Here is a 24409-nt window from a genome sequence, read left to right on the forward strand (position 1 = left end):
CATCGCGTAAAATAATAACTTGCCATCTGGTTTATAGTTTTTGCCTATGAGACTGACCCTCGCGCAATTACGCTATGTCGTTGCCGTAGCCCGCTATGGCAGCGTGACCGCGGCAGCCCAGGCGCTGAACGTGTCGCAGCCGTCGATCTCGGTGGCGATCGACAATGTCGAGGCCGACCTTGGCCAGAAACTGTTCGTGCGCCAGCGCGGCAGCGGCGTTTCGCTGACATCCTTCGGCCGCAGGGCCGTCGCCAAGGCGAGGCAGGTGCTGGGCGAGGCCGACGAGCTGGCGGCGCTCCGATCGCGCGACGCCGATGTCGGCGGCGAGCTGGTGCTGGGCTGCTTCGAGGACCTGGCGCCCTATTTCGCGCCAGCGCTGATGCGCGCCTTCGCCGAGCGCTGCCCGGCCGTCACCGTTGTCATAAGCGACGAAACCTTCGATACGCTCGGGCGGCGCCTGGCCGACAGCGCCGTCGATCTCGGCCTCACCTACGATCTCGGCCTGCCCGGGCATTTCAAGCGCATTCTTCTGCATGAATTGCGGCCGCGCGCGCTTCTGCCTGCCGGGCATGTGCTGGCGGACAAGCACGCCGTCAGCCTGGCCGAGCTTGCGGAGCATCCGCTGATCACCACTGACCAGCCGCACAGCTGGCAGCACATGCTGGACCTTTTCCTCAGCCGCGGCCTCTCGCCGGTCGCCCGAGCGACGACCAGCTCATTCGAGCTGCAGCGCTCCATGGTGGCCAACGGCTTCGGCGTCGCGGTCAGCTATACGAGGCCCTATGGCGACCGCAGCTATGACGGCCTGCCGCTGGTCTGCAAGCCGCTCTCCGATCCGCTCCCCATGCAGCGCATCATCCTGACCCACGACACGCGCCAGCGCCTGTCAAACGCAGCGGTCGCCTTCATCGAGGTCGCCAAGGCATGGTTTGCCGGTCACGATGTTTTCACCGCCTAGGTTTTCAGCGCTTGAGCGACAACGCGGCCGCTTGACGGCGCTGCTTGCTGCTGCCACTCCAGCGTGATGGAAACCGTCCAGTCGAAAGCGATCCAGGGCCGTGTCGCCGACGCGCCGAGCGGCCATTGGGTCTACCGCGTGCTGCCGCGCTGGCTCTGGCCCTATGCGCAGCTCGCGCGCTGGGACCGGCCGATCGGCTGGCAGCTGCTTTTGTGGCCCTGCTGGTGGTCGGCAGCACTTGCCGCGGGCGCCTATCCGCGCCCGACCGACCCGCTGCTGACGCTGCTGCCGACGCCTTGGTATCTGTTGCTGTTCTTCATCGGCGCTGTCGCCATGCGCGGCGCCGGCTGCACCTATAACGACCTCGCCGACGAGGACATCGACAACCAGGTCGAGCGCACCCGCTCGCGGCCGCTGCCCGCCGGCAAGGTGACACGCCGCCAGGCCTGGGCTTTCGTCATCATCCAGGCGCTGGTGGGCTTGGCCGTGCTGTTGCAGTTCAACAGCTTCGCCATTCCGCTCGGCATCGCCTCGCTGGCGATCGTCGCCGTCTATCCCTTCATGAAGCGCATCACCAACTGGCCGCAATTGGTGCTTGGGCTGGCCTTCTCCTGGGGCGCGCTGATGGGTTGGGCGGTCGAGTTCGGCGATCTCGATGATCCAGCGATCATGCTCTATATCGGCTCGATCCTGTGGGTGATCGGCTACGATACGATCTACGCGCATCAGGACAAGGAAGACGACGCCATCGTCGGTGTGCGCTCGACGGCGCGGCTGTTCGGCGACAACACAAAGACCTGGCTGGCCGGACTCTACGGCGGCGCGCTGATCTGCTTCGCCATCGCCTTCGCCTCGGCGCAGGTGCCGATCGTGGCGCTGGCCGGGCTGATCGCCGCCGGCGCACATATGGCGCGCCAGATCATCCGGCTCGACATCAACAATCCGGACCAGTGCCTGAAACTGTTCAAATCGAACAACCAGGTCGGCTGGCTGATCTTCCTCGGCCTGATCGGCGGTTCGGTGTGGATTTGGCTGAAGCCGCTGGTGTAGTGGGCGCCGCTTTTCCTTCTCCCCTTGTGGGAGAAGGTGGATCGGCGCGCAGCGCCGAGACGGATGAGGGGTGTTCCAGCGGAGTGAGACGTTGGTGTCATCTGGAGCACCCCTCATCCGGCCGCTTCGCGGCCACCTTCTCCCACAAGGGGAGAAGGAAAAACCGAGCTACTCCCTTGCGATAATCTCCTGGCCGTCGATGACCAGCCTCAAGCCCAGATTGCCGGCCTTGCGGCGGGCGAGGAAGCGCGGGCGGCGCGTGGTGGAGACGCGGCCCTTGCGGCGCTCCTGCGGCGGCAGCGCCTTGATGGCGGCGCCGAGCGATTCTTCCAGGGTGCGGGCAATGCCGTCGGCCTCGATCAGCAGCATCGGCAGGCGATAGGCGTCGGCCCAGGCGCGCCAGTCGGCGGCGACGTCGTCGAGGTCGTCGGCGACCAGAAGCGGCACCGACAGCATCGGGTCATTGTGCAGAAGCTCGAGCGTCACGGTGACATTGCCGCTCGGATCCTCCATGGCGCGCGCGGCGACGCCGCGGAACGCCTTGGCGGGCAAAGCGATGATCGCCGGCACGCCGCTCATCTCCAGCACACGGCGGATGACGGCGCCGCGCTGGTCGATGGTGAAGGTGACATCGCCATAGTCGTCGCGGGTGGCATAGCTCACCATCTGCGGCAGGCGAAACGGGTCGAGACGCATGTTGCGCCCGGCCCAGACTGGCTTCAGTCCAGTGTTCATCGATGTCTTCCCTGTTAGTCCTGAGGGCCGTTTTCCGGTTCTCTCAGGGCCGGTTTTTCCGGCCTCGTTATGGGAAGAAACATTAGCGCTCGCTTCTTACCGGCGCGCTTAAGAAAGTCGGTTAAATTTTGCTGATCTGAGCCGATGGTTATCGGAATGCGACCGGCGCCCGATGTGGTGAGGATTAGATAACCTTACCGGGATTCATGATGCCGGCCGGATCGAAGGCTGCCTTGACGCGGCGCATCAGGTCGATCGCCATCGGCGGGGCCGTGGCGATCAGCTCGTCGCGCTTCAATTGACCGATGCCGTGCTCGGCCGAGATCGAGCCGTGCAAGGACCGCACGACATCGTGCACGGCCTTGTTCATGGGGTGGTAGAGGTCGAGGAATGCTCCATCCTGCCAATCCACGGGTCGCGAGATGTTGTAGTGGAGATTGCCGTCGCCCATGTGGCCGAAGCAGACCACGCGCGCGCCGGGGCAAACCCCCTCCACCGCGCCGGCCGCCTTTTCGATGAACTCAGGGATCGAGGCGATCGGCACCGAGATGTCGTGCTTGATCGAAGCGCCCTCCGGCTTCTGGGATTCGGGCAAGGTCTCGCGGAAATTCCAGAAGGCCTCGCCCTGGGCAAGGCTTGCCGACACCACCGCATCGCCAACGATGCCCTGCTCGAGAGCCTCTGCCAGGATCTCTTCGATCAGCGCCTTGCCGTCCTCTTCGGAGCGGCCGGACGAAATCTGCATCAGCACATACCACGGCCAGTCGCCGGCCAGCGGCCGGGTGATGCCTTGGCCGTGCTTGAGCGTGAAATCGTATGGCCTTTTGCCGATCAGCTCGAAAGCAGTCAGCGATGCGCCGGCGCTGTCCATCGCCAGGGTGAACAGCGAAAGCGCGTCTTTCGGCGACGACGGCAGGCCGGCAAAGGCGACCTCCCTGCCCTTCGGCTTCGGGAACAATTTCAGCACCGCGGCAGTGATGATGCCGAGCGTGCCTTCGGCGCCAATGAAAAGGTTCTTCAGATCGTAGCCGGTGTTGTCCTTCTTCAATTTGCGCAGGTCGTCGAACACCTCGCCGGTCGGCAGCACCACCTCGACGCCGAGGCAGAGCTCGCGCGCATTGCCATAGGCAAGCACGCCGGTGCCGCCGGCATTGGAGGAGAGATTGCCGCCGATCTGGCAGGAGCCTTGCGCGCCGAGCGAGAGCGGAAACAGCCGGTCGGCGGCGTCGGCCGCTTCCTGCAGCGTCTGCAGGATGACGCCGGCCTCTGCCGTCACCGTATTCGACAGGACATCGATCTCGCGGATGCGGTTCAGCCTGGACAGCGACAGCACGATGTCGCGGCCGGATCTATCCGGCACCTGGGCGCCGACCAGCCCGGTGTTGCCGCTTTGCGGCACGATCGGGGTTCCGGTCTCGGTTGCCAGCCGCATGATGCGGCTCACGTCCTCGACGCTGCCGGGGCGCAGCACCAGCGATGTCCGGCCGTGCCAAAGGCCGCGCCGCTCGGTGATGTAAGGCTCGATGTCAACCTGGTCGCGCAACGCATATTTGTCGCCGACGATTGCCGCGAAGCGGTCGATGAGGGCGGGATCGAGGTCCAAGGGTTGATCGTTCATGAGACTGAACCTAGAGCAATTCCAGGAAAAGTGTGAAGCGGTTTTCCGTCCGGAATTGCGTCAAAACAAAGAGATAGGCTCAGCCGGTCTTGTCACGCGGCGCGGCGGCGCGGGCAAGCCGGTCGTTGATCGCCTCGCCCAGCCCCTCGAACGGGATCGGCTCAACGGCGATGGTCGCGGCGCCGACGCGGTCGAGCGCCTGCATGAAGGCGAACAGATTGCTGGCCGCCTCGCGCAGGTCGCCCGCCTCGGAGAGGTTGCACAGCGCAACGGCCTGTTCCGAGCCTTCGGCACGGTTGCGGCCGAACGCAAGCAACGCCTCGCCTTCAGCAATTTTCTCTACGTTCAGCCGCATCGCCGCGCCCGGCGCGTAATGCGAGGCAAGCATGCCCGGCGCCTCGATTCCGCTGGCGCCGCGCGACAGCTTCGCGCCGGCCACCGCCTCGATCTCCTCGGCGCCGATGCCGCCGGGCCGCAGCAGCCGCAATTTGCCGTTCTCGACCTTGAGAATGGTCGATTCCAGGCCGACGGGCGTCGCGCCGCCATCGACGACCAGCCTGATCCTGTCGCCGAGATCGGCGGCGACCGCCTGCGCTGTCGTGCCGCTGATTTTCCCGGAAGAATTGGCGCTGGGGGCGGCGAGCGGCCGGCCGAGCCGGGCGATCAGCTCGCCGCCGAACCCGCGCGGCATGCGCAGCGCGATGGTGTCCAGCCCCGCGGTGACCAGCGAATGGATGCCGTTGCCGGCACGTTGCGGCAACACCAGCGTCAGCGGGCCGGGCCAGAAGGCTTCGGCCAGTTTTGCCGAGAGCGGATCGAAGCCGGCGATACGGTCCGCCATCGCGCGATCGGCGACATGGGCGATCAGCGGGTTGAAGCGCGGCCGGCCCTTGGCCTCGAAGATACGCGCCACGGCAACGCCGTTGGTGGCATCGCCGGCCAGGCCGTAAACCGTCTCGGTCGGAATGGCGACGACGTCGCCGCCTTCAAGCAGCGCCAGAGCCTGCTCCATGGCCTCGCCGACCGCCAGTATCTCAGCCAAATTTGCCACCAGTCCTGAACATGCCGGTCCCGTAATACGGCCGCTTGCATCGGGCAAGTGCGGGCATTGGCGATTTATCAATCCCTAAAATGTTAAGTTTCCGCGCAAGCCGGCTTCAATGTGCCGGCGCTATGGTGCGGGTTTGATGCGGTTGCGGGCTTGGGAGTATTTGTGATGCGTTTGCTTGGAGCGTTCGGGATCAGCCTTTTGGCGATGCACGGCGCGGCACATGCCTCGTCGATCGTCGTGGTCGGACCCTCGACATCGGCGCCGTCGATCGTCAAGCTGAATGCGATCGAACCGACCAAGCTGTCCGCGGCCTCGACGCCGTCGATTATAGCGCTTGGCGATCCTATCCCCGCCGTCACCGACGAGAAGGTCGCGGCAATCCCCGCGAAGTCCGGGCGCCAGCAGGCCCCGATGATCATTCGCGGCGGCATTGTCGGCGGCGCTTTCGAAACGCCCGCGGCGGCCAAGTCCACAGCACCGGCAACCACAACCGCCGCCGCGCCGGCAAACGCCACCACGCCGGCAACGCCCGCGAACGGCACCGCGTCCGCTTCAAACGGCAACGGCGCAGCCGGCAGCCAGCCGGCCGCGACGGCCAATGCGTCGGGCGGCGCGCAGCCGCAAGGGTCAGTGCCGCGCGTCGGCAAGGCGATGTAGATCACACTGGGTCCGGCCTTGGTATGCTAGGCGCTTAACCTGTCCGATTCCCGTCATCGGGATCGGGCATGATTGCGCCGGTGTTTCAAAAGGGGGATTCATGACTGTTTCGAAAGCAATGGCCGTTGCCGCGCTGTTGGCGGCGACGACACTGGGCGCGGGTACGGCACGGGCCGACGACATGCTTGGCTCTTACACGGCGCGGATTTCCGACCGCGATCACCGCGCCAGCGATGGCTACCCGCTCGGCAGCGCGGCGCAGATGGTGCGGCAGGACCGCGCCAACTGGCACAAATTCCACCGGCACGACAGCGACGACCAGGGTGATTCCTGGTTCCGCAGCGACGGCTCGCGCGCCGACCTGCAGCGCATGCTGGAACGCGGCGGCGCCATGAGCAGCGCCACAAGGCGCGCCATCGTCAATGGCGAGCCATTGGTCGAGGTCGACGTCTATCCGGACAGCGTGCGGGTCAGCATAGTGGAGGATTGACGGGTCAATCTTTCCTGGAAGATTGACAAGAGCCGCACTGACGAAAAAGGGCGACGCGACGCGCCGCCCTCATACTTCAGACGAGAGGAGACGGCTCAGGCCGCTTCTTCCTTGTCGTCATCGTCGGACTTGTCGTCATCATCGGACTCGTCTTCATCCTCGTCGCCATCTTCATCTTCGTCATCGGACTCATCGTCGCCCGAGGCTTTGGCGTCTTCGTCGGCGTCTTCGTCGTCGCCGTCTTCGTCGCCTTCATCTTCATCGTCCGACTCGTCGTCGGCCGAGGCAGTGGTTTCCTCGTCGCCGTCTTCCTCGTCGTCTTCGGACGGATCGGCGGCTTCGACCGCCGCGGCGGCGGCGTGGTCGAGAAGGTTTTCGGAAGCGGAATCGATCGCCTCGGCGGCGGCCGGGGTCTCTTCAATCAGGTCGATATCGTCAACGGAATTCATGGCATGCCTCCGTGTTTGGGGAATGTCTTACGGCGCGCCCCGCGAAACGATCCCGGGCAACGCGCCTTAAGTCTTTGGTTGATGCATGTCGTTGCCCCAGAACCGCTCAACGCTTCTGGACGACATGCATGGTTGTCCCATGCGGAGGTCATCGTCATATGACTGTAAGCCGGCTCCGGTGCATTAAATTTCGGGCGCCGAATTGTTCAAGCCTGCCCGCATCCTAGCGGATGCGGACAGACTTCAAATGTACGGTTTTCCGAGCCGTCAGCCGACGATTTTTGAAAAATCCGCGACCTGATCGGTGGCGGCGCGGATGCGGGCGAGCAGCGCCAGACGGTTGGCGCGCACGGCCTGGTCCTCATCATTCACGAGAACACGCTCAAAGAATGAATCAACCGGTTCGCGCAACACGCTAAGCGCCAGCATGGCGGCAGAAAAATCTTCGTTTTGAATTGCTTGGCCGGCTTCCTTCTCGGCCTGATTCACCGCGGCAAAGAGCTTCTTTTCCGCCTCCTCGCGGAACAGCGCCGGCTCAACAGCCTCGGCGATTGCCGTTTTCTTCTTCTCCTCGGCGGCCAGGATGTTGGCGGCGCGCTTGGTGCCGGCAAGCAGGTTCTTGCCCTCCTCGGTGTCGAGCAAGGAGCCCAGCGCCTCGACGCGGCGCACGATCTGCAGCAGGTCGTCGTTCGGCGATTGGCCGATCTTCCCCCTTGTGGGGGAGATTGGGCGCGAGCCCGCCGACAGCACGGCATCGATCAAGTCATGCCGCGCACCGCTTTCACGCAGATAGACTTTCAGACGGTCGTGGAAGAAGGCGAGGAGGTCGGACGACTGGTCCGCGCCGCCTTTGAAGTTTTCAAAGGCCTTGGCGAAAACAGACGTCAGCGCCAGACGAATCCGGTTCTCGACGAGTATCCTGACCACGCCAAGAGCCGCACGTCGCAGCGCGAACGGATCCTTGCTGCCCGTGGGCTTTTCATCGATCGCCCAGAAGCCGGTGAGCGTGTCGAGCTTGTCGGCGAGCGCGACGGCAACCGAGACCGGATCGGTCGGCACGCGGTCGGATGGGCCTTGCGGTTTGTAGTGCTCCTCGGCGGCCGCGGCGACCGACGGATGCTCGCCCTGCAGCAGCGCATATTTGCGGCCCATGGCGCCTTGCAGCTCGGGGAACTCGCCGACCACTTCGGTTTGCAGATCGGCTTTGGCGAGCACCGACGCGCGGGCGACCAGCGCGGCATCGGCTCCGACGACAGATGCCAGTTCCTCAGCCAACCGCTTGATGCGCTCAACGCGGGCGCCTTGCGTGCCCAGCTTGGCGTGGAAGGTGACGTTCAGATGATCGAGGCGCGCCATGCGCTGGTCGAGCGGCTTCTTCAAATCCAGGTCGAACTTCGCCGCCGACTCAGCGAGTTGATCGAGGTCGGGCAAATCGCCTTGATCGGTCCGCCAGAAATAGAGCGCATCGGACAGGCGCGCGCGCACCACCTTGCCGTTGCCGTAGGCGATCTCCTTGCCGCCGTCGCTCGCCTCGATATTGGCGACCAGCACGAAGCGGTTCGAAAGTGGCGATTTGCCAATCTCCCCCCTTGAGGGGGAGATGCCCGGCAGGGCAGAGAGGGGGGCCTCGCGCTGAGTCCCCTCTGTCGGCTTCGCCGACATCTCCCCCTCTAGTGGGGGGATCGGGCGCGACGTCACGAAACACTTCTGGTTGGCGCGGATGGTGAGGCGGATGACCTCGCCCGGAATGGTGAGGAAATCCTGCTCGAACTCGCCAATCAGCACGACCGGCCATTCCACCAGGCCGGAGACTTCCTCCAGCAGGCCCTCGTCCTCGACCAGGTCGAGGCCGTTGGCGAAGGCGATGTTGCGGGCATCGGCCAGGATGATCTCCTTGCGCCGGTCGGCATCGAGCACGACCTTGGCCGCCTCGAGCTTCGCCACATAGTCATCGAAGCGGCGCACGGTGATCGCGCCCGGCGCGTGGAAGCGATGGCCATAGGTGATGTTGCCGGCGCGGATGCCGTCGATCTCGAAATCGACAACCACCGGTTCCTCGGTCTCCGGGCCGAAGGTGCAGACGATCGACTGCAGCGGCCGCACCCAGCGCAGCGAACCGGGCTTGGCCGAGGCCGGCCCCCAGCGCATCGATTTCGGCCAAGGGAAAGCGCGAATGATGCCCGGCACCAGCTCGGCGATGATCTCTTCGGCCGCCCTGCCCGGCTTCGTGATGTGGGCGACGTAGAAGTCGCCCTTCTTGGGATCGGAATGGACATGCGCCTCGGCGATCGACGACAGGCCGGCCTTGCGAAGAAAACCCTGCACCGCCTGCTCGGGCGCCGTGGTCGAAGGACCCTTGATCTCCTCGCGGATGTCCTTCGAGCGCGCGGTCAGGCCACGGATGTCGAGCGCTAGGCGCCGCGGCGTCCAATATTCGCGCGCCGCCTCATAGGTCAGGCCCGCCTCGACCAGACCGTCGGTCAGCAACTTCCTGAGGTCGCCGGCCGCCTTGCGCTGCATGCGGGCGGGAATCTCTTCCGAGCGGAGTTCCAAGAGCAGGTCGGGCATAGTTAAGCTCCCCACCCTCCCCGTGATGGAGAGGGTCGGCGCGAGGCGCCGTAACGAATGGGCGGGAAATAGCAACTCGGCCGGCCGCTGTCACCCCGCAAGCAGATCGCCTCTTCAAGCGATTTCACGGAATTTTTCGACCCACTGTCGGGTTGGCGCCAGGCAGCCCGTCCTTGGAGCAGAACTTCCCATGAACCGAACGCTGCGCTGAAGCGACAAACGCTCAGGCAGAGACCTATTGGCTGAACGACGATGAAGACGGCATCGAGAACCCTGCAGATCCTGGCGCTCAGCGCCTGCTTCGCCGCCCAGGCGCATGGCACGATCACGATGCCGGGGATCAGGCAGGCCATGCGCACGATCGACGGCGCAGCGGCGCAGATCGTGTTGCCGGCCGGCGCTGTTACCGAGACCGCGAAAGTCGTACCGGCTTAGTAGGACAGCGATCCCGAGCAGCCCGAAGGCACCGGGTCGTCAGCCAGCTCGGCGGTCTCACGCGCTCATCTCAGAATTTCGGGGTTCACATTCGGCATAGCTCGCTACCAATGAACATCGAGCGCAACTCGTCTTGATGTCGAAACAGCGGTAATAAGCAAAGTCGAAAGATCAACCAGCAGCCGTATATCGCGTCCGTCCCATATGGGTCTCCGTCGCGCAAAAGGCCATGCGCTACGGCGTGGCGCAGGTGGGGACCTTGCTTCATCAGAAACAGGCGCTCTAGGTCGGATGCAATAGCTGGCGTCAGAATGCCATCGAGTTCCGTTCGCATCTGCTCGAACAAAGAAGATATCGTTCGATCTTGCTGCGTCCGCGTTGCGTCATCAAAAATGGTGACCTCATGCCCATTGGACTTCAGCAAGTGTCGCAGGGAGTTTTCCAGCAGGGGCGTGAGAATGTAAGTCGCACTGACGAAATCCCCCTGGAAGAAGCGTGCGTAAGCTCGCGCAAAGGTGTGAACGAGATCGGGTGGAACAAAAGGACTGTACTGCAGAACTGTTCCCAAGAGATCGTCCGAGATGAAATGTCGCTCGACAACAATCTGACGGGCCGGTTCGATCGTTCCCCCCACGACTATCTTTCTGCGGATACCTTCAGCCTGCGCGATTTGCTGATCTATGGCAGATCGGTCCGCCGCATCGCCGACGCCTCCGCCTTGGGTGCGATGGATTACCTTCCCTTCGTCATCCAGATGCGACATTCCGAAGAGTGACGAGAGCGGGTGCCTTTTAATCATCCCTGCCGCATCGCTCTCCAGCTTGTTCGGGTCTGGGGACCTTGCCAGCGCTGCGAAGGAAAACAACTTATGGAGCAGACACCCCTGACTGAAGGCAGACCGGACCTCTTCCGCTATCTCTCGAAGGTCCATCTCCTGCGAAATGACAGACAATTCTTCGGGCACCTGCGCCTGGATATCTATCAGCCTGTGGCGTATGCCGTCCGTTTGTCCTTCTTGCCGGGAATGCCATGGAGCTGCGCAATCGCCGCGCTCATAAAATGCGCAGCCAGCATGGCCGAGCCGTTTTTGGCCTCCGCCTCGGCGACCAGCGCCTCAGCCGCCTCGCTGAGGCATAGATGCTTCTCGTCCTCCATTTTAGCCAGGTGGTAGGCCGTCGCGGCCAGCTGCCAGAGATTGACGACATTGTGAACATCCGAGCCGAAAGGCACGGCTGCAAGAGCTTTGCGAAGGCTTGCCCCAATTTCGGCGGGGTCAGATATGCGGTAGTCAAGATCGAGGTCGGAAAACCAGTAAATTGGAACCAAGCCTCCTTTCTGCAGGGCCTTCCGCCTAAGCTGCCCGACAAGGTCGCGTGCGGTAAGCATCTCCGGCTTTTCCCATCCGACGGCGCGCCCAATCTGCAACGCTCGAAGAAGATAGTCCCTGGCCCCGTGTTGAAGAGCGCCATTCTCGCTTGCGAAACGGTGCTTTAGCTCGCCATCGTCCATCTTCTGGACGATTTCGGTGTACGCAGCGATAGCTGCGAGACCCAACCCGCCTTGTTTCTTGTCGAGCAGCCAACACAGATCGGAAAGTCGCGCACGAAGCACCGGGTTAGCTGCACGAGTTGCCATGTCCCCAACGAGGGGGATATGCGCCCGGAAATCGGAAGGGATAGCCGACCGACGACCGTCAGCGAAAGTCACCATCGGCCCGAACGGCTCATTCCGCTCTTGGGGCTTTGGATACATGTCGGTGATGGCGGATAGCATAATGAACACGCGCACTTCCGGCGTATCGGGTGGTTCCGCTGAATTGTCCTGGGGTCGTACTGCGGCGCGATAAAGATCACTCAACTCGGCACAATCTGCCGTCGTTGCCCCTGAGATAGGAGCCTCGAAATCCACCGTGGCAATATCCTCTGCCGAGGCGCGCAGCCAAGATAGTTCCGGCTGGGGTGCGGCTCCTTCTGGAGCCGCATCGTTTTCGCTGCTGGTCATCGACCCCACCGCCCCTCCATGGTCGAGATCATGATAGCATACGCTAAGCCGCCGCCAGGCCGCCCGCCCGCGTCTTGAGGAACGCTTCGCCGCAGGCCTTGGCCAGATTGCGCACGCGCAGGATGTAGCTCTGCCGTTCGGTGACGGAGATGACGCCGCGCGCGTCGAGCAGATTGAAGACGTGGCTTGCCTTGATGCACTGGTCGTAGGCCGGGAAAACCATGCGGTGCATCGCCAGATTGTCGCTTGGCTTGGGCGTGCCGGCATCGAGCAGCGCCTTGCACTCGGCCTCGGCGTCCTCGAAATGCCTCAGCAACATCGCGGTGTTGGCGAATTCGAAATTGTGGCGCGAATATTCCTGCTCGGCCTGCAGGAAGACGTCGCCATAAGTGACCTTTTCGGCCCCCTCGCGGCCGTTGAAGTTCAGGTCGTAGACATTGTCGACACCCTGCACATACATGGCGAGCCGTTCCAGGCCGTAGGTCAGCTCGCCCGCCACCGGTGCGCATTCGATGCCGCAGACCTGCTGGAAATAGGTGAACTGCGAGACTTCCATGCCGTCGCACCAGCACTCCCAGCCGAGCCCCCAGGCGCCCAGCGTCGGGCTTTCCCAGTCGTCCTCGACGAAGCGAATGTCGTGCAGCAGCGGGTCGACGCCGATTGCTTCCAGCGAGCCGAGATAGAGCTCCTGCAGGTTCGGCGGATTGGGCTTCAGGATCACCTGGTATTGGTAATAGTGCTGCAGGCGGTTCGGGTTTTCGCCGTAGCGGCCATCCTTCGGCCGGCGCGAGGGCTGGACATAGGCCGCGTTCCAGCGCAACGGACCCAGCGCGCGCAAGGTGGTGGCCGGATGGAAGGTGCCGGCACCGACTTCCATGTCGTAGGGCTGCAGGATGAGGCAACCATAGTCCGCCCAGTAATTGTGCAAGGTCAGGATCAGCCCCTGGAAGGAGCGGCTGGGATGCATATGGGCAGGAATCTCGATGGTCACGGCGGCCTCGGAAAGCGCGGGATGCCGCTTCCCTAGTTGCCGGGCCGGCAAGCGTCAAGGCGGGAGGCTCGCGCCCGGCAAGGCGGAAAGCTTTGCGGCGGGCTGGCCCATTGCCGTCGGGCGGCGGTCGCCGTTTGCTCCGTTCCAGCTCAACGACAGAGGTTTCGCTATGTCCGGTCAACTCACTGTACGACCCGTCACAAGGCAGGATTACGAGCAGTGGCTGCCACTGTGGGACGGCTACAACGCGTTTTACGGACGCTCCGGGCCGACGGCGCTTGCCGGCGAGATCACGCAGATGACGTGGTCGCGTTTCTTCGACGCCTATGAGCCGGTGCATGCGCTGGTCGCCGAGCGCGAAGGCAACCTGCTCGGCCTCGTCCACTATCTCTATCATCGCTCGACCACATCGATCGCGCCGAGCTGCTATCTGCAGGACCTCTTCACCAGCGAGGCCGCGCGCGGCCAGGGTATCGGCCGGGCGCTGATCGAAGGCGTCTACGAACGCGCCAGGCAAGCGGGCGCGAACCGCGTCTACTGGCTGACGCATGAGACGAACCACACCGCGATGCAGCTCTATGACAAGATCGGCGAGAAGTCGGGGTTCGTCGTCTACAGAAAGATGTTCTAGTTTCCTCGACACAGGGATTTCCTCGACAGAGATTTGAAAGGCCGCCGTTCGTCGGCGGCAAGATCGTCACCGTTCATTCCATGAAAATCGGCACAAACGCTGAAAATTGGCGGAACCCTCTCAACTTCGTCATTCCAGGGCGGAGCAGCCGCGAAGCGGCGTCGCGGAGACCCTGGAATCCATTCCGTGACCCTGCTCAAAGAGTGCAGCGGAGCAGAATTCTGCACCGCAGCAGCGCTCAGAAATCACGGAATGGGATCCTCGGGTCTGCGCGCGTCGCTGCGATCGTTGCTCCGCCCGTGGATGACGACGGGGTGGCATTTCGGCCAATCTCCAACGCATGCCGCCTGCCAACGCAAACACAGCCTACCTGTCAAGATTTTCTCCGGCAGGGAAGGGTGTTTGCCGATATTCAAGTAGAGCCGGACCGACCTTAAGCTCGGCAGACGCCGAGCCGAAACGAAAACGGGGCTCGACGGGCCCCGTTTTCTTGAACGCTGGCGAGAGGCTCAGCCTTTCGGCGCGGGCGTCGGGTCCGGCTTCACCTTGGGCGTTTCCTGCGCGGTGTTGGATTCGATCGGCGGCAGGCCCTTGAGCAATTTCTGCTGCAAAGTGGCGAGCACATCCGGATCGGGCTTCAGATCGCGTGCCTGCGTCCACTGGTAGGTGGCCTCGAGCTTGCGGCCGACGCGCCAGTAGGCATCGCCGAGATGGTCGTTGAGGACCGGATCCTCCGGCTTCAGCGAGACGGCTCGCTCCATCTCGCGCACGGCGTCGTCGAAGCGGCCCATGCGGTAATAGGCCCAGCCCAGCGAATCGACGATGTAGCCGTCGTTCGGCCGCAGATCCACGGCCTTCTGGATCATCGCCAGGCCTTCCTTGAGGTTCATGTTCATGTCGACCCAGGAATAGCCGAGATAGTTCATGACCTGCGGCTGGTCGGGCTGCAGCTCCAGCGCCTTACGGAAATTGGGTTCCGCCTTCGGCCATTCCTTCAGCCGCTCATAGGCGATGCCGCGCTGGTAGAAGATGTTCCAATTGGCGGCAGTCGGCGTCTTCAGCTGCTCGACAGCCTTGTCGTAGAGACTGGCGGCCGAGCGGAAATCTTCCTTCGAGCCATAGACACCGCCAAGCGCCAGATAGGCGCGCATGTCGTCCGGATGCCTTTCGAGATAGGCCTTGAGATGCGAAATCGCGTCGTCATGCTTGTCAAGATCGGCAAGGTTGAGGCCGATCTGCAGGTCGGAGAGCTCCTTCAACGGCGAGGATGCCGGAATGCGGCGGTAGAGCGAGACGGCGCCTTCGCCGTCCTTGAGCTGCTCGGCCACGGCGGCAAGCTGCACAAGGGCCGCGTCGCTGTCCGGCTTCAGCGCCAGCGCATATTGCAGATAGAGCCGCACGAAAGGCTCGCCGCCGCCGCGGTTGAGCGCGGTGGCAAGGTCAAGCAGGATTTCGGATGCGCCGTCGGCCGGACCGGCGACGAGCGGCTCGATCTTGTCGCCCTTGCTGATGCGGTCGCGCAGCGTGGTGATCTCGAGCTTGCCCGGCGCGAAGGCTTCGGCCTGGTTCAACACCGCCAGCGCCTTCGACTTGTCGCCCTTGCGGACCAGGAACGAGGCATAGGCCTGGGCGTTGCGCATCCAGGTTTCGGGCGCGGAGCCGCCGGCCGCGGTATCGGCCATGGTGGCGGCGTAGAGTTCCTCGGCCTTGTCGTTCAGGCCGGCGGCGTCGGCGATCAACGCGCGGTGGAATGATTTGAACAGGCCGAACCAGTCCGGGCCCTTGAGCTTGTCGATGGAGTCCATGGCCTCGGACGCGTTGCCGGCACCTTCCTTGGCCCAGCCGTCCATGACGCCCGAGAGCAGCCGGTCGAGATCGGATTCCAGCGAGAGCTTGAGCCAGTACTGGGCCTTGGCGTAGTCCTTCTTGTGGAAAGAATCGATGGCCAGAGCCAGGCGCGAGAAGCGCTCGACGTCCGGCACTTCCTTCAGCTTGTCGGCATAGACGAGCGATTCTTCGAAGCGGCCTTGCGCGACCAGAGCCAGCATCAGGCTCTGTTGCAATTCCTTGTCGTTTGGAGCAAAGGCCAGCGCCTGCTTGTAGTAGGCGATCGCATCGTCGAGATCGTTGTCGCTTTCGGCGATATGAGCCGCGAGATAGGCGCCCGAGAAAGACGTGATCTGGAGCGGTCGGGCCTCTTCCTTGGCCTGGACCGGCAGCACCCAAAGCGCCACACCGGTCAAAAATGCCAGCCTCGTCAGCCAGCGCGCACGTCCTTGCCGCATCGTATCCCTTTCAGCCAGATGCGATCCCGCCCTTGGCGGACCGCCCACAGACTCGCTCTTTTCCGGTCAAAGCATGGCCTTTTTGGGGTCAGGCTTCAATTGCCGAGCGAATCACAATGCAATCATCCGGCTTAAAAAACGATGCCGCGCCAGCGAAAATCCCGCGCGGAGGCCCGGGACGCCCATATGCGGCATCGGATTGCCTACAGATAGGTATCGCTGAATCCGCTGGCGGCAACCGCGTCGCACAGGCCGGACCATTCGCAGCCGGAGCACGCCTGGCGCGTCAGGCCGGCGGAAAATGCCTTGCGCATCCCGGCCAGGCTGGAGGCGTCCAGCACGAACCGGTCTCCAGCCTGGATCGGCCGCCCGAGGAGAGCGCCGACATCGCGGGCCGCCATCCGGTCCCGCTCGGCGGCGCTCTCGCGCAGGCAATGCGGCTCCGGCTCGTCGAGCAGCGGGGCGCAGATGTCGTCCGGACCGGAAACGATCGCCACCGCCTCGCCCTCGCCCAGCCGCTTCACCACCTTGTCGTAATTGGCGGTGAAGGCGGGCGAGTAGCCCTTGCCGACATAGGTCAGCAGGCAGAGCAGATGATGGGCGCGCAGCTTGATGGTCATCGCGTCCCGGACGAGCGGTCGCGTTGCTCCGCACGATAGGTGGAAAAGAGCTTCAGCGTCGCCGCGCCCAGCGCCGACTTGAGCAGGCCGCCGATGATGAAGGGCACGAAGCCGAAGGTGATGGCCTTTTCAGTGCCGATCATGACGGCAAGCCAGGCGGTGCCGAGAACCAGGCAAAGCAGGTTGCCGATGAGCATGGCAGCGAAGGCAAGCATGACGCGATTGCCGTTCCAGCCGCGTTCGGCCAGCCAGCCGACGACAGCGCCGACGACCGGAAAAGCGAAGAGATAGCCGCCGGTCGGGCCAACGAAATGCTGTAGGCCAGCGGCGCCGCCTGCAAGAACCGGAAAACCGGCGGCGCCCTCGACGAGCCAGGCGGCGATGGTCAGCGCACCGAAGCGCCAACCATAAAGCGCGCCGACCAGCGTGACGGCGAAGGTCTGCATGGTGACCGGAACCGGCACCATCGGCACCTCGATATAGGACGACAGCGCCAGGAACAGCGAACCAAGGATCACCGCGCCGATCTGCCAGGCGAGCGAACGGCTGTGCAGCCGCAACGGGCTGAAGGAGGGGTTTTGGGTCGAAATGGCTGCGTTGGTCACAGTGTCTTCCTTGGCTCGTGTGAATTATAGATAATTTTTGAACTTCATCTATTATCGAATCCATATTTTCGCGGAGATGGCAAGCGCCTGCCCTCGAATTCGTCATTCCAGGGCTTGCTCCGCCCTAGAATGACGAGGCTGAGAGGCCTCGGCCAATCGCCAAACCTACCCCACGATGGCGAAGGCGTCGCGGGTCTTGCCGGACGCGGTCTTGACCGGCTTCTGGCCGATCCATTGCACGTGCCGGCCGAGTGTCGCGGCGGCCGATTCGGTGTTGCCTTGCCTCAGCGCGCTCAGGATCGCCCGGTGATCCTGGTCGGTGCGGGTTTCCCACTCGGAGCGCCAGGCCGCGAACAGGAAACGCGCGCTTGCCGCGTGCAAGTCGTCGATGGTGGAGAGCAGGCGCGGCATGTTGCAGGGCGCCAGGATCAGCCGATGGAAGGTGCGATTGGCCTCTTCCCAGGAGCGCACGTCGCGGGATTTGTCGCCGGCCTTGGTCGCCTCTTCGGCCTGGTCGAGGATTGATGTCGTCAGATGCGGCGCGGCATGGCGCAGCGCCAGCACTTCGAGCGCCGCCCGCATCTCGGCCACCTCCCTGACCTCGCCGAGATCGAAGGAAGCGACGCGCACGCCGCGGCGCGGCTCGCCGATCGCCAACCCTTGAGCCTCCAGGCGCCGGAAAGCCTCGCGCACCGGGACATGACTGGTGTTGAATTCCTCGGCGACATGGTCCTGGCGCAGCCGCGAACCGGGCTCGATCGCGCCCGAAATGATGCGGTCCGCCAGTTCCTTGCTGATGCGGACGGCGATCGTGTCTTCTTTGCTGGCCATATTTTATAGATAATTTGCCAGACCGCCGTTTGTCGAGACGGCCGGCGCGGGATTCACAAGCGCCCTTCCCGGCGGACGCAAATGAGCCGGACCCGCAGGCTCAGTTGACGCGGCTGATGCAGAAATCGATGACGTCGATCAAAGCCGACTTCTGCGGCGTCGCCTCCAGCGGCGCCAACGCGTCGCGGGCGATCTCGCCGAAATGGCGGGCGCGGCCGATCGTGTCGGCGATGGCGCCGTGGCGGGCCATCAGGCCGATGGCCTTTTCAAGCCCGGCATCGTCGGCGACGTTGTCCTCGATGGCGCGCTTCCAGAAGGTGCGCTCGGCCTTGGTGCCGCGCCGGTAAGCGAGGATCACCGGCAGCGTCACCTTGCCCTCGCGGAAATCATCGCCGACATTCTTGCCGAGCTCCTTGCTCGAGCCGCCATAGTCCAGCGCGTCGTCGATGAGCTGGAAGGCAAGGCCGAGATTCATGCCGTAGGAGCGAAGCGCCGCGCGGTCGGTGCGCGAGGCCTGGGCGATGACCGGCCCGACCTCGGCGGCGGCCGAGAACAGCGCCGCCGTCTTGGCCTTGATGACGGCGAAGTGCTCGTCCTCGGTGGTCTCGAGGTTCTTGGCGGCGGCAAGCTGCATCACCTCGCCCTCGGCGATGATGGAGGCCGCGGCCGACAGGATGTCCAAGGCTTCCAGCGAACCGACCTCGACCATCATGCGGAAAGCCTGGCCGAGCAGGAAATCGCCGACGAGCACGCTCGCCTGGTTGCCCCAGATCATGCGCGCCGTCTTCTTGCCGCGGCGCAGCGCGCTCTCGTCGACCACGTCGTCATGCAGAAGCGTCGCCGTGTGCATGAACTCGACCGCCGTGGCGAGCTTGACATGGCCTTCGCCGGAATAGTCGAACATCTGCGCGGCGGCGAGCGTGAGCATGGGCCTGAGCCGCTTGCCGCCGGAGGAGATCAGGTGATTGGCGATCTCCGGGATCATTTCGACGTCGGAGCCGGCCTTGGACAGGATCAGCTCGTTGACCCGCCCCATATCGGCGGCTGTCAGATCGATCAAATCCTTGATGGAAGCGGGTTCCCGCTTGCCTTCGATGTTGAGAACGACACCCACCACGACAACTCCCGTCAATCTGACGCACCCTTGGTCCCGCGCCGACTCTAGGGCGGCGCAACCGGGCACGGCAAGAGGCGAATTAGCGCGGCTCCGCCGACGGAGTGTCCACGCGCACGTTTACACGAACGCCACAACCTGCGATTTTCGTTTCATGATCGAGCTTGTCCGCACCAACGACGCCGTCGTCATCTCCTTTGTCGAATCGCTGATGCGCGATGCCGGCATCGCCTGTTTCGTCGCCGACCAGAATATGAGCGTGCTCGACGGTTCGCTCGGCATCCTGCCGCGGCGCGTGATGGTCGATGCCGAAAGGGTCGATGCCGCGCGCCGCATTCTCAAGGATGCCGGCATCGAGAACGAGATCCGCAAAAAATAATGGCAACCAGCACCGCCCCCGTCCCGGATACGCCGGCGCACACGGTCGATGCCTTCCATCGCGGGCGCTTCTGGCTGGTGCAGCCGAGCCGGGGCGGTCATCGCGCCGGAATGGACGCCATGATGCTGGCGGCCGCCGTGCCGTCCGGCTTTTCCGGCCGGCTCGCCGATTTCGGCGCCGGCGCCGGCGCCGCCGCCCTTGCCGTCCTGTCGCGCTGTCCGGCGGCGCAGGCCGTGCTTGTCGAGCGCTCCGCCGAAATGGCCGGGTTCGCCACTGCCACGCTTTCGCATCCCGGCAATGGCCATCTCGGCGACCGCGCCTCAGTGCTGATTGCCGACGTGACGCTGACCGGTCGAGCGCGTGGCGAGACCGGGCTTGCGGACAACCAGTTCGATTTCGTCATCATGAACCCGCCGTTCAACGCGGCGCAAGATCGCTCGACGCCCGACGCGTTGCGCAGAGAGGCGCATGTGGCGGAGGACGGGCTGTTCGAGCGCTGGATCCGAAGCGCCGCCGCCGTCGCCAAGCCGCGCGGCGGGCTGGCCGTCATCGCGCGGCCCGAGCAGTTGGTTGCCATCCTGGACGCGATGGAGGGGCGGTTCGGCGATGCCGAGTTGCTATGCGTGCATCCGCGGCCGGATGCGGCGGCGATCCGCATCGTCGTCAGGGCGGTGCTCAGCGCGCGCGGAAAACTGTCGATCCGCCCGCCGCTCATCTTGCACGGGCCGTCCGGCAACGGGCCGGCGGAGCGCACGGAAATGATCAATAACGGCCTGGCGTCGCTGTTCGGCGATTGATCCTTGAAGCGCGTCGCGTTGAAATGGATTCTAGCGACGCGCTTTAAGTTTTTGCTTTATGCATGTCTTTTTCGCAAAACCGCTGCACACTTTGCGCGACATGCACTGGCCGGCGATGCGGCATTGCCGTTGGCTGGCGAGTTCCTTACATGCCCAGGCAGGATGACGCCGCGCCCGTGAAACAGACCAACCGACCTGATCTCATCTTGCTCCTTTGCATTTTGTCCGGAGACAATCGTTCGTGAAACGCCTTTTCAACCGCTTGCTGCCGAAATCCTGGCGCTCGACAGCCGTCACCATTCCGGTCATCCGACTGCAAGGCCCCATCATGGCCGGCGGAGGCCAGTTCCGGCCGAGCCTGTCGCTCGCCTCGACGGCCGGCCTGATCGAAAAGGCGTTCGGCTTCGACGCGCCGGCGGTCGCCATCTCGATCAATTCGCCGGGCGGCTCAGCGGTGCAGTCGCGATTGATCTTCAAGCGCATCCGCGACCTGGCGGCGGAAAAGAACAAGAAGGTGCTGGTCTTCGTCGAGGACGTGGCGGCCTCCGGCGGCTACATGATCGCGGTCGCCGGCGACGAGATCTTCGCCGACCCGTCCTCGATCGTCGGCTCGATCGGCGTGGTCTCGGCCTCGTTCGGTTTCCCGGAACTGATGAAGAAGATAGGCGTCGAGCGGCGCGTCCACACCGCCGGCCAGAACAAGGCCGTGCTCGATCCGTTCAAGCCCGAGAAGAAGGAGGACATCGAGCGACTGAAGGCGCTGCAGCTCGAAGTGCACGAGACCTTCATCGACCTCGTCAAGGAACGGCGCGGCAGCAAGCTCAAGGACGACCCGGACCTGTTCACCGGCCTGTTCTGGACCGCCAAGCGCGGCCTCGAGCTCGGCCTTGTCGATGCTTTGGGCGATATGCGCAGCGTGCTCAAGACCCGTTTCGGCGAGAAGACGCAGCTCAAGCTGATCACCGCGTCACGCGGTCTGTTCGGCCGTTTCGGCCTGTTCGGCTCGCGCGTTTCGGCGCCGGATATCGCGGCGGCCGCCGCCAGCGGCGTCCTCGATGCGGCGGAAGAGCGCGCGCTATGGGCGCGCTTCGGGCTTTGAAAAAGCCATGAATGCGGCTAGCATGGCCGCTTGACCGACCCATTCGGCCGGCCTTGCCGCGAGGACGCGGGAGGAGTTTTAGAGATGCCGCAGATCATTTTCTTCGCCGTTGTCGGCGCTGCCGCTTACTTTGGCTACCGCGCTTTCGTGCGCGAGGCCGAACGCGTGACGGCCAAGATCCGGCGCACCGAAAGACAGGCGGCGAACGGCACGACGGGCACGCTGGTCAAGGACCCCAAGACCGGCGAATATCGTCTCGCCAAGGACTGATCCCATCTCGCCAGCAGCCGACATCCTGGAGCCCGGCACAGAGGTCCGGACGTGGCTTGCGCCTGCCAAGATCAACCTGGCGCTGCATGTCACCGGACAGCGCGCCGACGGCTACCATCTCATCGACAGCCTTGCCGTCTTCACCCGCTTCTGCGACCGGCTCGAGATCGAGCCGGCGGAAGAGGATGAATTCTCGGTATCCGGCCGTTATGCCGCCGGGCTGCCGCTCGACGGCGACAATCTGGTGGTGAAGGCGCGCGATGCCTTGCGCCGGGAAGCCGGCATGCAACAGGCGTCGCCGGTCGCCATCCGGCTGGAGAAGAACCTGCCCATCGCCTCCGGCGTCGGCGGCGGCTCGAGTGACGCAGCGGCCACGCTCAACGGCCTGGCGCGGCTCTGGAAGCTCGATATCGACCACAATTCGCTGGCCCGGATCGGGCTTTCGCTCGGCGCCGATCTGCCGATGTGCCTCAAATCAAAGCCGCTGATCGCACGCGGTATCGGCGATGAGGTCTCGCCGCTGCCCGCGTTTCCGGCGCTCGGCCTCGTCCTGGTCAATCCGGGCATCGCGGTCTCGACGCCGGACGTGTTCAAGGCGCTCTCCAGTCGCAACAACGAGGCGCTGCCGCCGCTGCCGAAACGCCTCGACTTCCACACGATCCGCAACTGGCTGGAGACGACGCGCAACGATCTCGAGCCTGCCGCGCGTTCGATCAAGCCGGCGATCGGCGAGGCGCTCAAGGCGCTGAAAAAAGCCGACGCCGCGTTCGCGCGCATGTCCGGCTCGGGCGCCACCTGTTTCGGCCTGTTCGAGACCGGCAATGTCGCAAAGCGCGCGGCGATCGAGATCCGCGCCCGCCACCCCGACTGGTTCGTTGCCGCGACGCGCAGCATGGAGGTGGGCGATGGCGAAGCTTGACGAAAGCCGGCCCTTCATTCCGGTGCGCATCGCGGTGCTTACGGTTTCCGACACGCGCAGCCTTGCCGACGACAAATCCGGCCAGACGCTGGCCGACCGCATCGCGGAAGCCGGCCACAGCCTTGCCGCGCGCGATATCGTGACCGACGACCGCGAAAAGATCCGCGACAAGGTGCTCGGCTGGTCGAAGGACGAAAACATCGATGTCGTCATCACCACCGGCGGCACCGGCTTCACCGGCCGCGACGTGACGCCGGAGGCGCTGGAGCCGATCTTCGAAAAGCGCATGGATGGCTTTTCGGAAGTCTTCCACCGCATTTCCTACGATAAGATCGGCACGTCGACGATCCAGAGCCGTGCGACCGGCGGCGTCGTCAACGCCACCTTCGTCTTCGTGCTGCCGGGCTCGCCCGGCGCCTGCAAGGACGCCTGGGACAGCATTATCAAGGCGCAGCTCGACTATCGGCACATGCCCTGCAACTTCGTCGAGATCATGCCGCGGCTGGACGAGCATCTCAGGCGCGGCGGCAAGCCAACCTCGTAAAGCTCAGTTAAGGCGCCCGGCCGGCATAGGGTTCGCAGGCGGATTGGCGCTGGCGCCTTCGAGGCGCCATGTTCGAAGGCGGTGCCGGCACGGTAGCTTATGTGAGAAAACAATGAGCAGCGCCATGACCGTTCACAGCGGCGGATGCCATTGCGGCAACATCCGCCTCAGCTTCTCGACCGCGCTCGATCCCGCGCAACTGGAAATCCGCGCCTGCCAGTGCTCGTTCTGCACCCGGCACGGCTCGCGCGCGGCCGCCGACCCGAACGGCAGGCTGGTCGTCTCGGTCGAGGACAGGCAGCGCTTGCGGGCCTATCGCTTCGGCTTGCGCACCGCCGACTATCTTCTGTGCGGCGAGTGCGGCGTCTATGTCGCGGCAATCGCCGGAGAGGGTGACGATGCCACGGCGATCGTCATCGTCAACGCGCTCGACGATCGCGAGCGGTTCTCGCGCGAGCCGATCCCGGTCCGCTACGATGCCGAGACGCGCGAGCAACGTCTCGCCAGGCGCCGCAGCGCGTGGATGCCGGTTGAGATTAAGGGGATTTGACTGGGCAGGCCCAGCGCTGCCTTCACCTTCTCCCCTTGTGGGAGAAGGTGAATCGGCGCGCAAGCGCCGAGACGGATGAGGGGTGTTCCAGCGGAGTGAGGCGCTGGCTCTCCCTGGAGCACCCCTCATCCGTCGCCTTCGGCCACACCTTCTCCACAAGGGGAGAGGGTGGAGCTTGCATCATTTCGGCGGCGCGATCCAGATTTCCGCGTTCAGCCTTCTGGTCGCCAGGCCGCGCGCCAGGGCTTCGGCGCTGCGCGCGCTCTTTGCCAGAGCCGAGGCCTGACGCTTGCTGATGACAAGCCCCTCGGCCAGCGCACGATTGCTCGAGAACACCCTGGCCAGGAAAGGCGCACGGTTGGCGCGGGCGCGTGAAAAGCGCGCCGGCATGGTCTGTTTCGCCGTGTGCGCCACGACTTCGTCGATCCAGCCCTCGGCGAGCCGCGCGCCCGGCTCGAGCAGGAGCAGCCAGTCGCCCTTGGCCTGGCCGATACCGGCGCCGATCCCGCCGGTCGCATAGTGGCAGCCGGCATGCTCGGCCACCCGATGCGTCTGGTCGGTCGAGCCTTGATCGCAGACGATCACGTCGCGCACGACGCCTTCGACCGCGCCGCCGACCAGCGAGGCGAGCGTACGGGCAAGCCCCTCTTCGTCGTTGCGGGTTTCGATAAGGACGCTGAGCATTTTAGCCGAATAGCGGAAAGTGCGGCGATGCGCCAGTTGCGCGCGTCAAGCGAAAAAGTTCTTGCTTTGTTCTCTTCG

General features: G+C 64.2%; 27 protein-coding genes. 13 read left to right on the plus strand and 14 right to left on the minus strand.

All coding sequences use genetic code 11. From position 1 onward, the window contains the following. Positions 1–46 precede the first annotated feature (46 nt). Both FJW05_RS18165 and ubiA read left to right on the plus strand, forming a co-directional pair. On the plus strand, positions 47–958 hold the full coding sequence (locus tag FJW05_RS18165; RefSeq protein WP_140634552.1) for a LysR family transcriptional regulator: 912 nt from the start codon (positions 47–49) through the stop codon (positions 956–958). Positions 959–1024: 66 nt separating this feature from the next. Then, positions 1025–2008: a 4-hydroxybenzoate octaprenyltransferase gene (gene ubiA, locus FJW05_RS18170; RefSeq protein WP_140634729.1), complete on the plus strand. Its 984-nt coding sequence runs from the start codon at positions 1025–1027 to the stop codon at positions 2006–2008. A gap of 168 nt (positions 2009–2176) precedes the next feature. Here ubiA and FJW05_RS18175 read toward each other — a convergent pair whose 3' ends face one another. From FJW05_RS18175 to FJW05_RS18185, 3 genes are all read right to left on the minus strand, one after another. After that, the gene (locus FJW05_RS18175) at positions 2177–2743 is read right to left on the minus strand and encodes a DUF6101 family protein (protein WP_140634554.1); all 567 of its coding nucleotides are present in this window, start codon (positions 2741–2743) and stop codon (positions 2177–2179) included. A 184-nt stretch (positions 2744–2927) separates the two neighbouring features. Further along, positions 2928–4361: an FAD-binding oxidoreductase gene (locus FJW05_RS18180; RefSeq protein WP_140634556.1), complete on the minus strand. Its 1434-nt coding sequence runs from the start codon at positions 4359–4361 to the stop codon at positions 2928–2930. A gap of 79 nt (positions 4362–4440) precedes the next feature. Then, positions 4441–5403, minus strand: a complete 963-nt coding sequence (locus FJW05_RS18185) for an L-threonylcarbamoyladenylate synthase (RefSeq protein ID WP_181164990.1) — start codon at positions 5401–5403, stop codon at positions 4441–4443. 174 nt (positions 5404–5577) lie between these two features. On the opposite strand from FJW05_RS18185, the gene FJW05_RS18190 reads away from it, so the two are divergent. Beyond that, a complete protein-coding gene (locus FJW05_RS18190) occupies positions 5578–6069 on the plus strand; it encodes a hypothetical protein (RefSeq protein WP_246673514.1) in 492 nt (163 codons plus the stop codon). Between the two features lie 100 nt (positions 6070–6169). Next, positions 6170–6559: a hypothetical protein gene (locus tag FJW05_RS18195; protein WP_140634558.1), complete on the plus strand. Its 390-nt coding sequence runs from the start codon at positions 6170–6172 to the stop codon at positions 6557–6559. Between the two features lie 95 nt (positions 6560–6654). Here FJW05_RS18195 and FJW05_RS18200 read toward each other — a convergent pair whose 3' ends face one another. Together FJW05_RS18200 and glyS are read right to left on the minus strand one after the other, a co-directional pair. Then, a complete protein-coding gene (locus FJW05_RS18200; RefSeq protein WP_140634560.1) occupies positions 6655–7008 on the minus strand; it encodes an ATPase in 354 nt (117 codons plus the stop codon). A 267-nt stretch (positions 7009–7275) separates the two neighbouring features. Continuing rightward, positions 7276–9576 carry a glycine--tRNA ligase subunit beta gene (glyS, locus tag FJW05_RS18205; RefSeq protein ID WP_140634562.1) on the minus strand — a complete coding sequence of 767 codons (2301 nt, stop codon included), beginning with the start codon at positions 9574–9576 and terminating at the stop codon, positions 7276–7278. A 252-nt stretch (positions 9577–9828) separates the two neighbouring features. On the opposite strand from glyS, the gene FJW05_RS18210 reads away from it, so the two are divergent. Continuing rightward, the gene (locus FJW05_RS18210; RefSeq protein ID WP_140634573.1) at positions 9829–10011 is read left to right on the plus strand and encodes a hypothetical protein; all 183 of its coding nucleotides are present in this window, start codon (positions 9829–9831) and stop codon (positions 10009–10011) included. An 85-nt stretch (positions 10012–10096) separates the two neighbouring features. Here FJW05_RS18210 and FJW05_RS18215 read toward each other — a convergent pair whose 3' ends face one another. The 3 genes from FJW05_RS18215 to FJW05_RS18225 are packed head-to-tail and all read right to left on the minus strand — an operon-like array spanning position 10097 to position 12979. Then, positions 10097–10963, minus strand: a complete 867-nt coding sequence (locus tag FJW05_RS18215; protein ID WP_246673516.1) for a DUF4209 domain-containing protein — start codon at positions 10961–10963, stop codon at positions 10097–10099. A 29-nt stretch (positions 10964–10992) separates the two neighbouring features. Continuing rightward, positions 10993–12012 (minus strand): hypothetical protein, encoded by a 1020-nt coding sequence (locus FJW05_RS27780; RefSeq protein ID WP_246673517.1) that lies wholly within the window; start codon positions 12010–12012, stop codon positions 10993–10995. Between the two features lie 43 nt (positions 12013–12055). Continuing rightward, a complete protein-coding gene (locus FJW05_RS18225; RefSeq protein WP_176480037.1) occupies positions 12056–12979 on the minus strand; it encodes a glycine--tRNA ligase subunit alpha in 924 nt (307 codons plus the stop codon). Between the two features lie 193 nt (positions 12980–13172). Between FJW05_RS18225 and FJW05_RS18230 the strand changes: the two genes are divergently transcribed. Next, positions 13173–13634, plus strand: coding sequence for a GNAT family N-acetyltransferase (locus tag FJW05_RS18230; RefSeq protein ID WP_140634575.1), 462 nt, complete (start codon positions 13173–13175; stop codon positions 13632–13634). Between the two features lie 509 nt (positions 13635–14143). On the opposite strand, the gene FJW05_RS18235 is transcribed toward FJW05_RS18230, so the two are convergent. The 5 genes from FJW05_RS18235 to FJW05_RS18255 form a co-directional block, all read right to left on the minus strand. Then, positions 14144–15919, minus strand: coding sequence for a tetratricopeptide repeat protein (locus FJW05_RS18235; RefSeq protein ID WP_140634577.1), 1776 nt, complete (start codon positions 15917–15919; stop codon positions 14144–14146). A gap of 203 nt (positions 15920–16122) precedes the next feature. Beyond that, a complete protein-coding gene (locus tag FJW05_RS18240) occupies positions 16123–16539 on the minus strand; it encodes a DUF1284 domain-containing protein (protein WP_140634580.1) in 417 nt (138 codons plus the stop codon). Further along, a complete protein-coding gene (locus FJW05_RS18245; protein ID WP_140634582.1) occupies positions 16536–17144 on the minus strand; it encodes a biotin transporter BioY in 609 nt (202 codons plus the stop codon). Before FJW05_RS18245 ends, FJW05_RS18240 begins: the two co-directional genes overlap by 4 nt. 165 nt (positions 17145–17309) lie before the next feature. Beyond that, the gene (locus FJW05_RS18250) at positions 17310–17975 is read right to left on the minus strand and encodes a GntR family transcriptional regulator (RefSeq protein WP_140634584.1); all 666 of its coding nucleotides are present in this window, start codon (positions 17973–17975) and stop codon (positions 17310–17312) included. Between the two features lie 100 nt (positions 17976–18075). Further along, the gene (locus tag FJW05_RS18255) at positions 18076–19089 is read right to left on the minus strand and encodes a polyprenyl synthetase family protein (protein ID WP_140634738.1); all 1014 of its coding nucleotides are present in this window, start codon (positions 19087–19089) and stop codon (positions 18076–18078) included. Between the two features lie 154 nt (positions 19090–19243). On the opposite strand from FJW05_RS18255, the gene FJW05_RS18260 reads away from it, so the two are divergent. The 7 genes from FJW05_RS18260 to FJW05_RS18290 all read left to right on the plus strand — a co-directional run bounded on the left by FJW05_RS18260 (position 19244) and on the right by FJW05_RS18290 (position 23647). Then, positions 19244–19468, plus strand: a complete 225-nt coding sequence (locus FJW05_RS18260) for a DUF2007 domain-containing protein (protein ID WP_140545522.1) — start codon at positions 19244–19246, stop codon at positions 19466–19468. After that, positions 19468–20265 carry a methyltransferase gene (locus tag FJW05_RS18265; protein ID WP_140634586.1) on the plus strand — a complete coding sequence of 266 codons (798 nt, stop codon included), beginning with the start codon at positions 19468–19470 and terminating at the stop codon, positions 20263–20265. The genes FJW05_RS18260 and FJW05_RS18265 overlap by 1 nt, the downstream gene beginning before the upstream one ends. Before the next feature lie 241 nt (positions 20266–20506). Continuing rightward, positions 20507–21364, plus strand: coding sequence for a S49 family peptidase (locus tag FJW05_RS18270; protein WP_140634588.1), 858 nt, complete (start codon positions 20507–20509; stop codon positions 21362–21364). Positions 21365–21448: 84 nt separating this feature from the next. Next, positions 21449–21634, plus strand: coding sequence for a hypothetical protein (locus FJW05_RS18275; protein ID WP_095768715.1), 186 nt, complete (start codon positions 21449–21451; stop codon positions 21632–21634). A gap of 25 nt (positions 21635–21659) precedes the next feature. Continuing rightward, positions 21660–22553: a 4-(cytidine 5'-diphospho)-2-C-methyl-D-erythritol kinase gene (locus tag FJW05_RS18280; RefSeq protein ID WP_140634590.1), complete on the plus strand. Its 894-nt coding sequence runs from the start codon at positions 21660–21662 to the stop codon at positions 22551–22553. Then, positions 22540–23097: a molybdenum cofactor biosynthesis protein B gene (moaB, locus tag FJW05_RS18285; protein ID WP_140545518.1), complete on the plus strand. Its 558-nt coding sequence runs from the start codon at positions 22540–22542 to the stop codon at positions 23095–23097. Before FJW05_RS18280 ends, moaB begins: the two co-directional genes overlap by 14 nt. A 124-nt stretch (positions 23098–23221) precedes the next feature. After that, positions 23222–23647, plus strand: a complete 426-nt coding sequence (locus tag FJW05_RS18290; RefSeq protein ID WP_140545517.1) for an aldehyde-activating protein — start codon at positions 23222–23224, stop codon at positions 23645–23647. 180 nt (positions 23648–23827) lie between these two features. Here FJW05_RS18290 and FJW05_RS18295 read toward each other — a convergent pair whose 3' ends face one another. After that, positions 23828–24331 (minus strand): glycosyltransferase, encoded by a 504-nt coding sequence (locus FJW05_RS18295; RefSeq protein ID WP_095768718.1) that lies wholly within the window; start codon positions 24329–24331, stop codon positions 23828–23830. Positions 24332–24409 lie beyond the last annotated feature (78 nt).

Origin of the sequence: Mesorhizobium sp. B2-9-1 (assembly GCF_006439455.1) — a bacterium.
GTDB lineage: Bacteria > Pseudomonadota > Alphaproteobacteria > Rhizobiales > Rhizobiaceae > Mesorhizobium.

What these genes read in the sequence shown, in the direction of transcription:
- FJW05_RS18200 (WP_140634560.1), bottom strand. Translation starts at nt 7,008, where the DNA reads ATGAATTCCGTTGACGATATCGACCTGATTGAAGAGACCCCGGCCGCC.
- FJW05_RS18295 (WP_095768718.1), bottom strand. Translation starts at nt 24,331, where the DNA reads ATGCTCAGCGTCCTTATCGAAACCCGCAACGACGAAGAGGGGCTTGCC.
- FJW05_RS18235 (WP_140634577.1), bottom strand. Translation starts at nt 15,919, where the DNA reads ATGCGGCAAGGACGTGCGCGCTGGCTGACGAGGCTGGCATTTTTGACC.
- FJW05_RS18260 (WP_140545522.1), top strand. Translation starts at nt 19,244, where the DNA reads ATGATCGAGCTTGTCCGCACCAACGACGCCGTCGTCATCTCCTTTGTC.
- FJW05_RS18250 (WP_140634584.1), bottom strand. Translation starts at nt 17,975, where the DNA reads ATGGCCAGCAAAGAAGACACGATCGCCGTCCGCATCAGCAAGGAACTG.
- FJW05_RS18230 (WP_140634575.1), top strand. Translation starts at nt 13,173, where the DNA reads ATGTCCGGTCAACTCACTGTACGACCCGTCACAAGGCAGGATTACGAG.
- moaB (WP_140545518.1), top strand. Translation starts at nt 22,540, where the DNA reads ATGGCGAAGCTTGACGAAAGCCGGCCCTTCATTCCGGTGCGCATCGCG.
- FJW05_RS18180 (WP_140634556.1), bottom strand. Translation starts at nt 4,361, where the DNA reads ATGAACGATCAACCCTTGGACCTCGATCCCGCCCTCATCGACCGCTTC.
- FJW05_RS18265 (WP_140634586.1), top strand. Translation starts at nt 19,468, where the DNA reads ATGGCAACCAGCACCGCCCCCGTCCCGGATACGCCGGCGCACACGGTC.
- FJW05_RS18165 (WP_140634552.1), top strand. Translation starts at nt 47, where the DNA reads ATGAGACTGACCCTCGCGCAATTACGCTATGTCGTTGCCGTAGCCCGC.
- FJW05_RS18225 (WP_176480037.1), bottom strand. Translation starts at nt 12,979, where the DNA reads ATGCATCCCAGCCGCTCCTTCCAGGGGCTGATCCTGACCTTGCACAAT.
- FJW05_RS18275 (WP_095768715.1), top strand. Translation starts at nt 21,449, where the DNA reads ATGCCGCAGATCATTTTCTTCGCCGTTGTCGGCGCTGCCGCTTACTTT.
- FJW05_RS18175 (WP_140634554.1), bottom strand. Translation starts at nt 2,743, where the DNA reads ATGAACACTGGACTGAAGCCAGTCTGGGCCGGGCGCAACATGCGTCTC.
- glyS (WP_140634562.1), bottom strand. Translation starts at nt 9,576, where the DNA reads ATGCCCGACCTGCTCTTGGAACTCCGCTCGGAAGAGATTCCCGCCCGC.
- FJW05_RS18290 (WP_140545517.1), top strand. Translation starts at nt 23,222, where the DNA reads ATGACCGTTCACAGCGGCGGATGCCATTGCGGCAACATCCGCCTCAGC.
- FJW05_RS18240 (WP_140634580.1), bottom strand. Translation starts at nt 16,539, where the DNA reads ATGACCATCAAGCTGCGCGCCCATCATCTGCTCTGCCTGCTGACCTAT.
- FJW05_RS18190 (WP_246673514.1), top strand. Translation starts at nt 5,578, where the DNA reads ATGCGTTTGCTTGGAGCGTTCGGGATCAGCCTTTTGGCGATGCACGGC.
- ubiA (WP_140634729.1), top strand. Translation starts at nt 1,025, where the DNA reads ATGGAAACCGTCCAGTCGAAAGCGATCCAGGGCCGTGTCGCCGACGCG.
- FJW05_RS18210 (WP_140634573.1), top strand. Translation starts at nt 9,829, where the DNA reads ATGAAGACGGCATCGAGAACCCTGCAGATCCTGGCGCTCAGCGCCTGC.
- FJW05_RS18195 (WP_140634558.1), top strand. Translation starts at nt 6,170, where the DNA reads ATGACTGTTTCGAAAGCAATGGCCGTTGCCGCGCTGTTGGCGGCGACG.
- FJW05_RS27780 (WP_246673517.1), bottom strand. Translation starts at nt 12,012, where the DNA reads ATGACCAGCAGCGAAAACGATGCGGCTCCAGAAGGAGCCGCACCCCAG.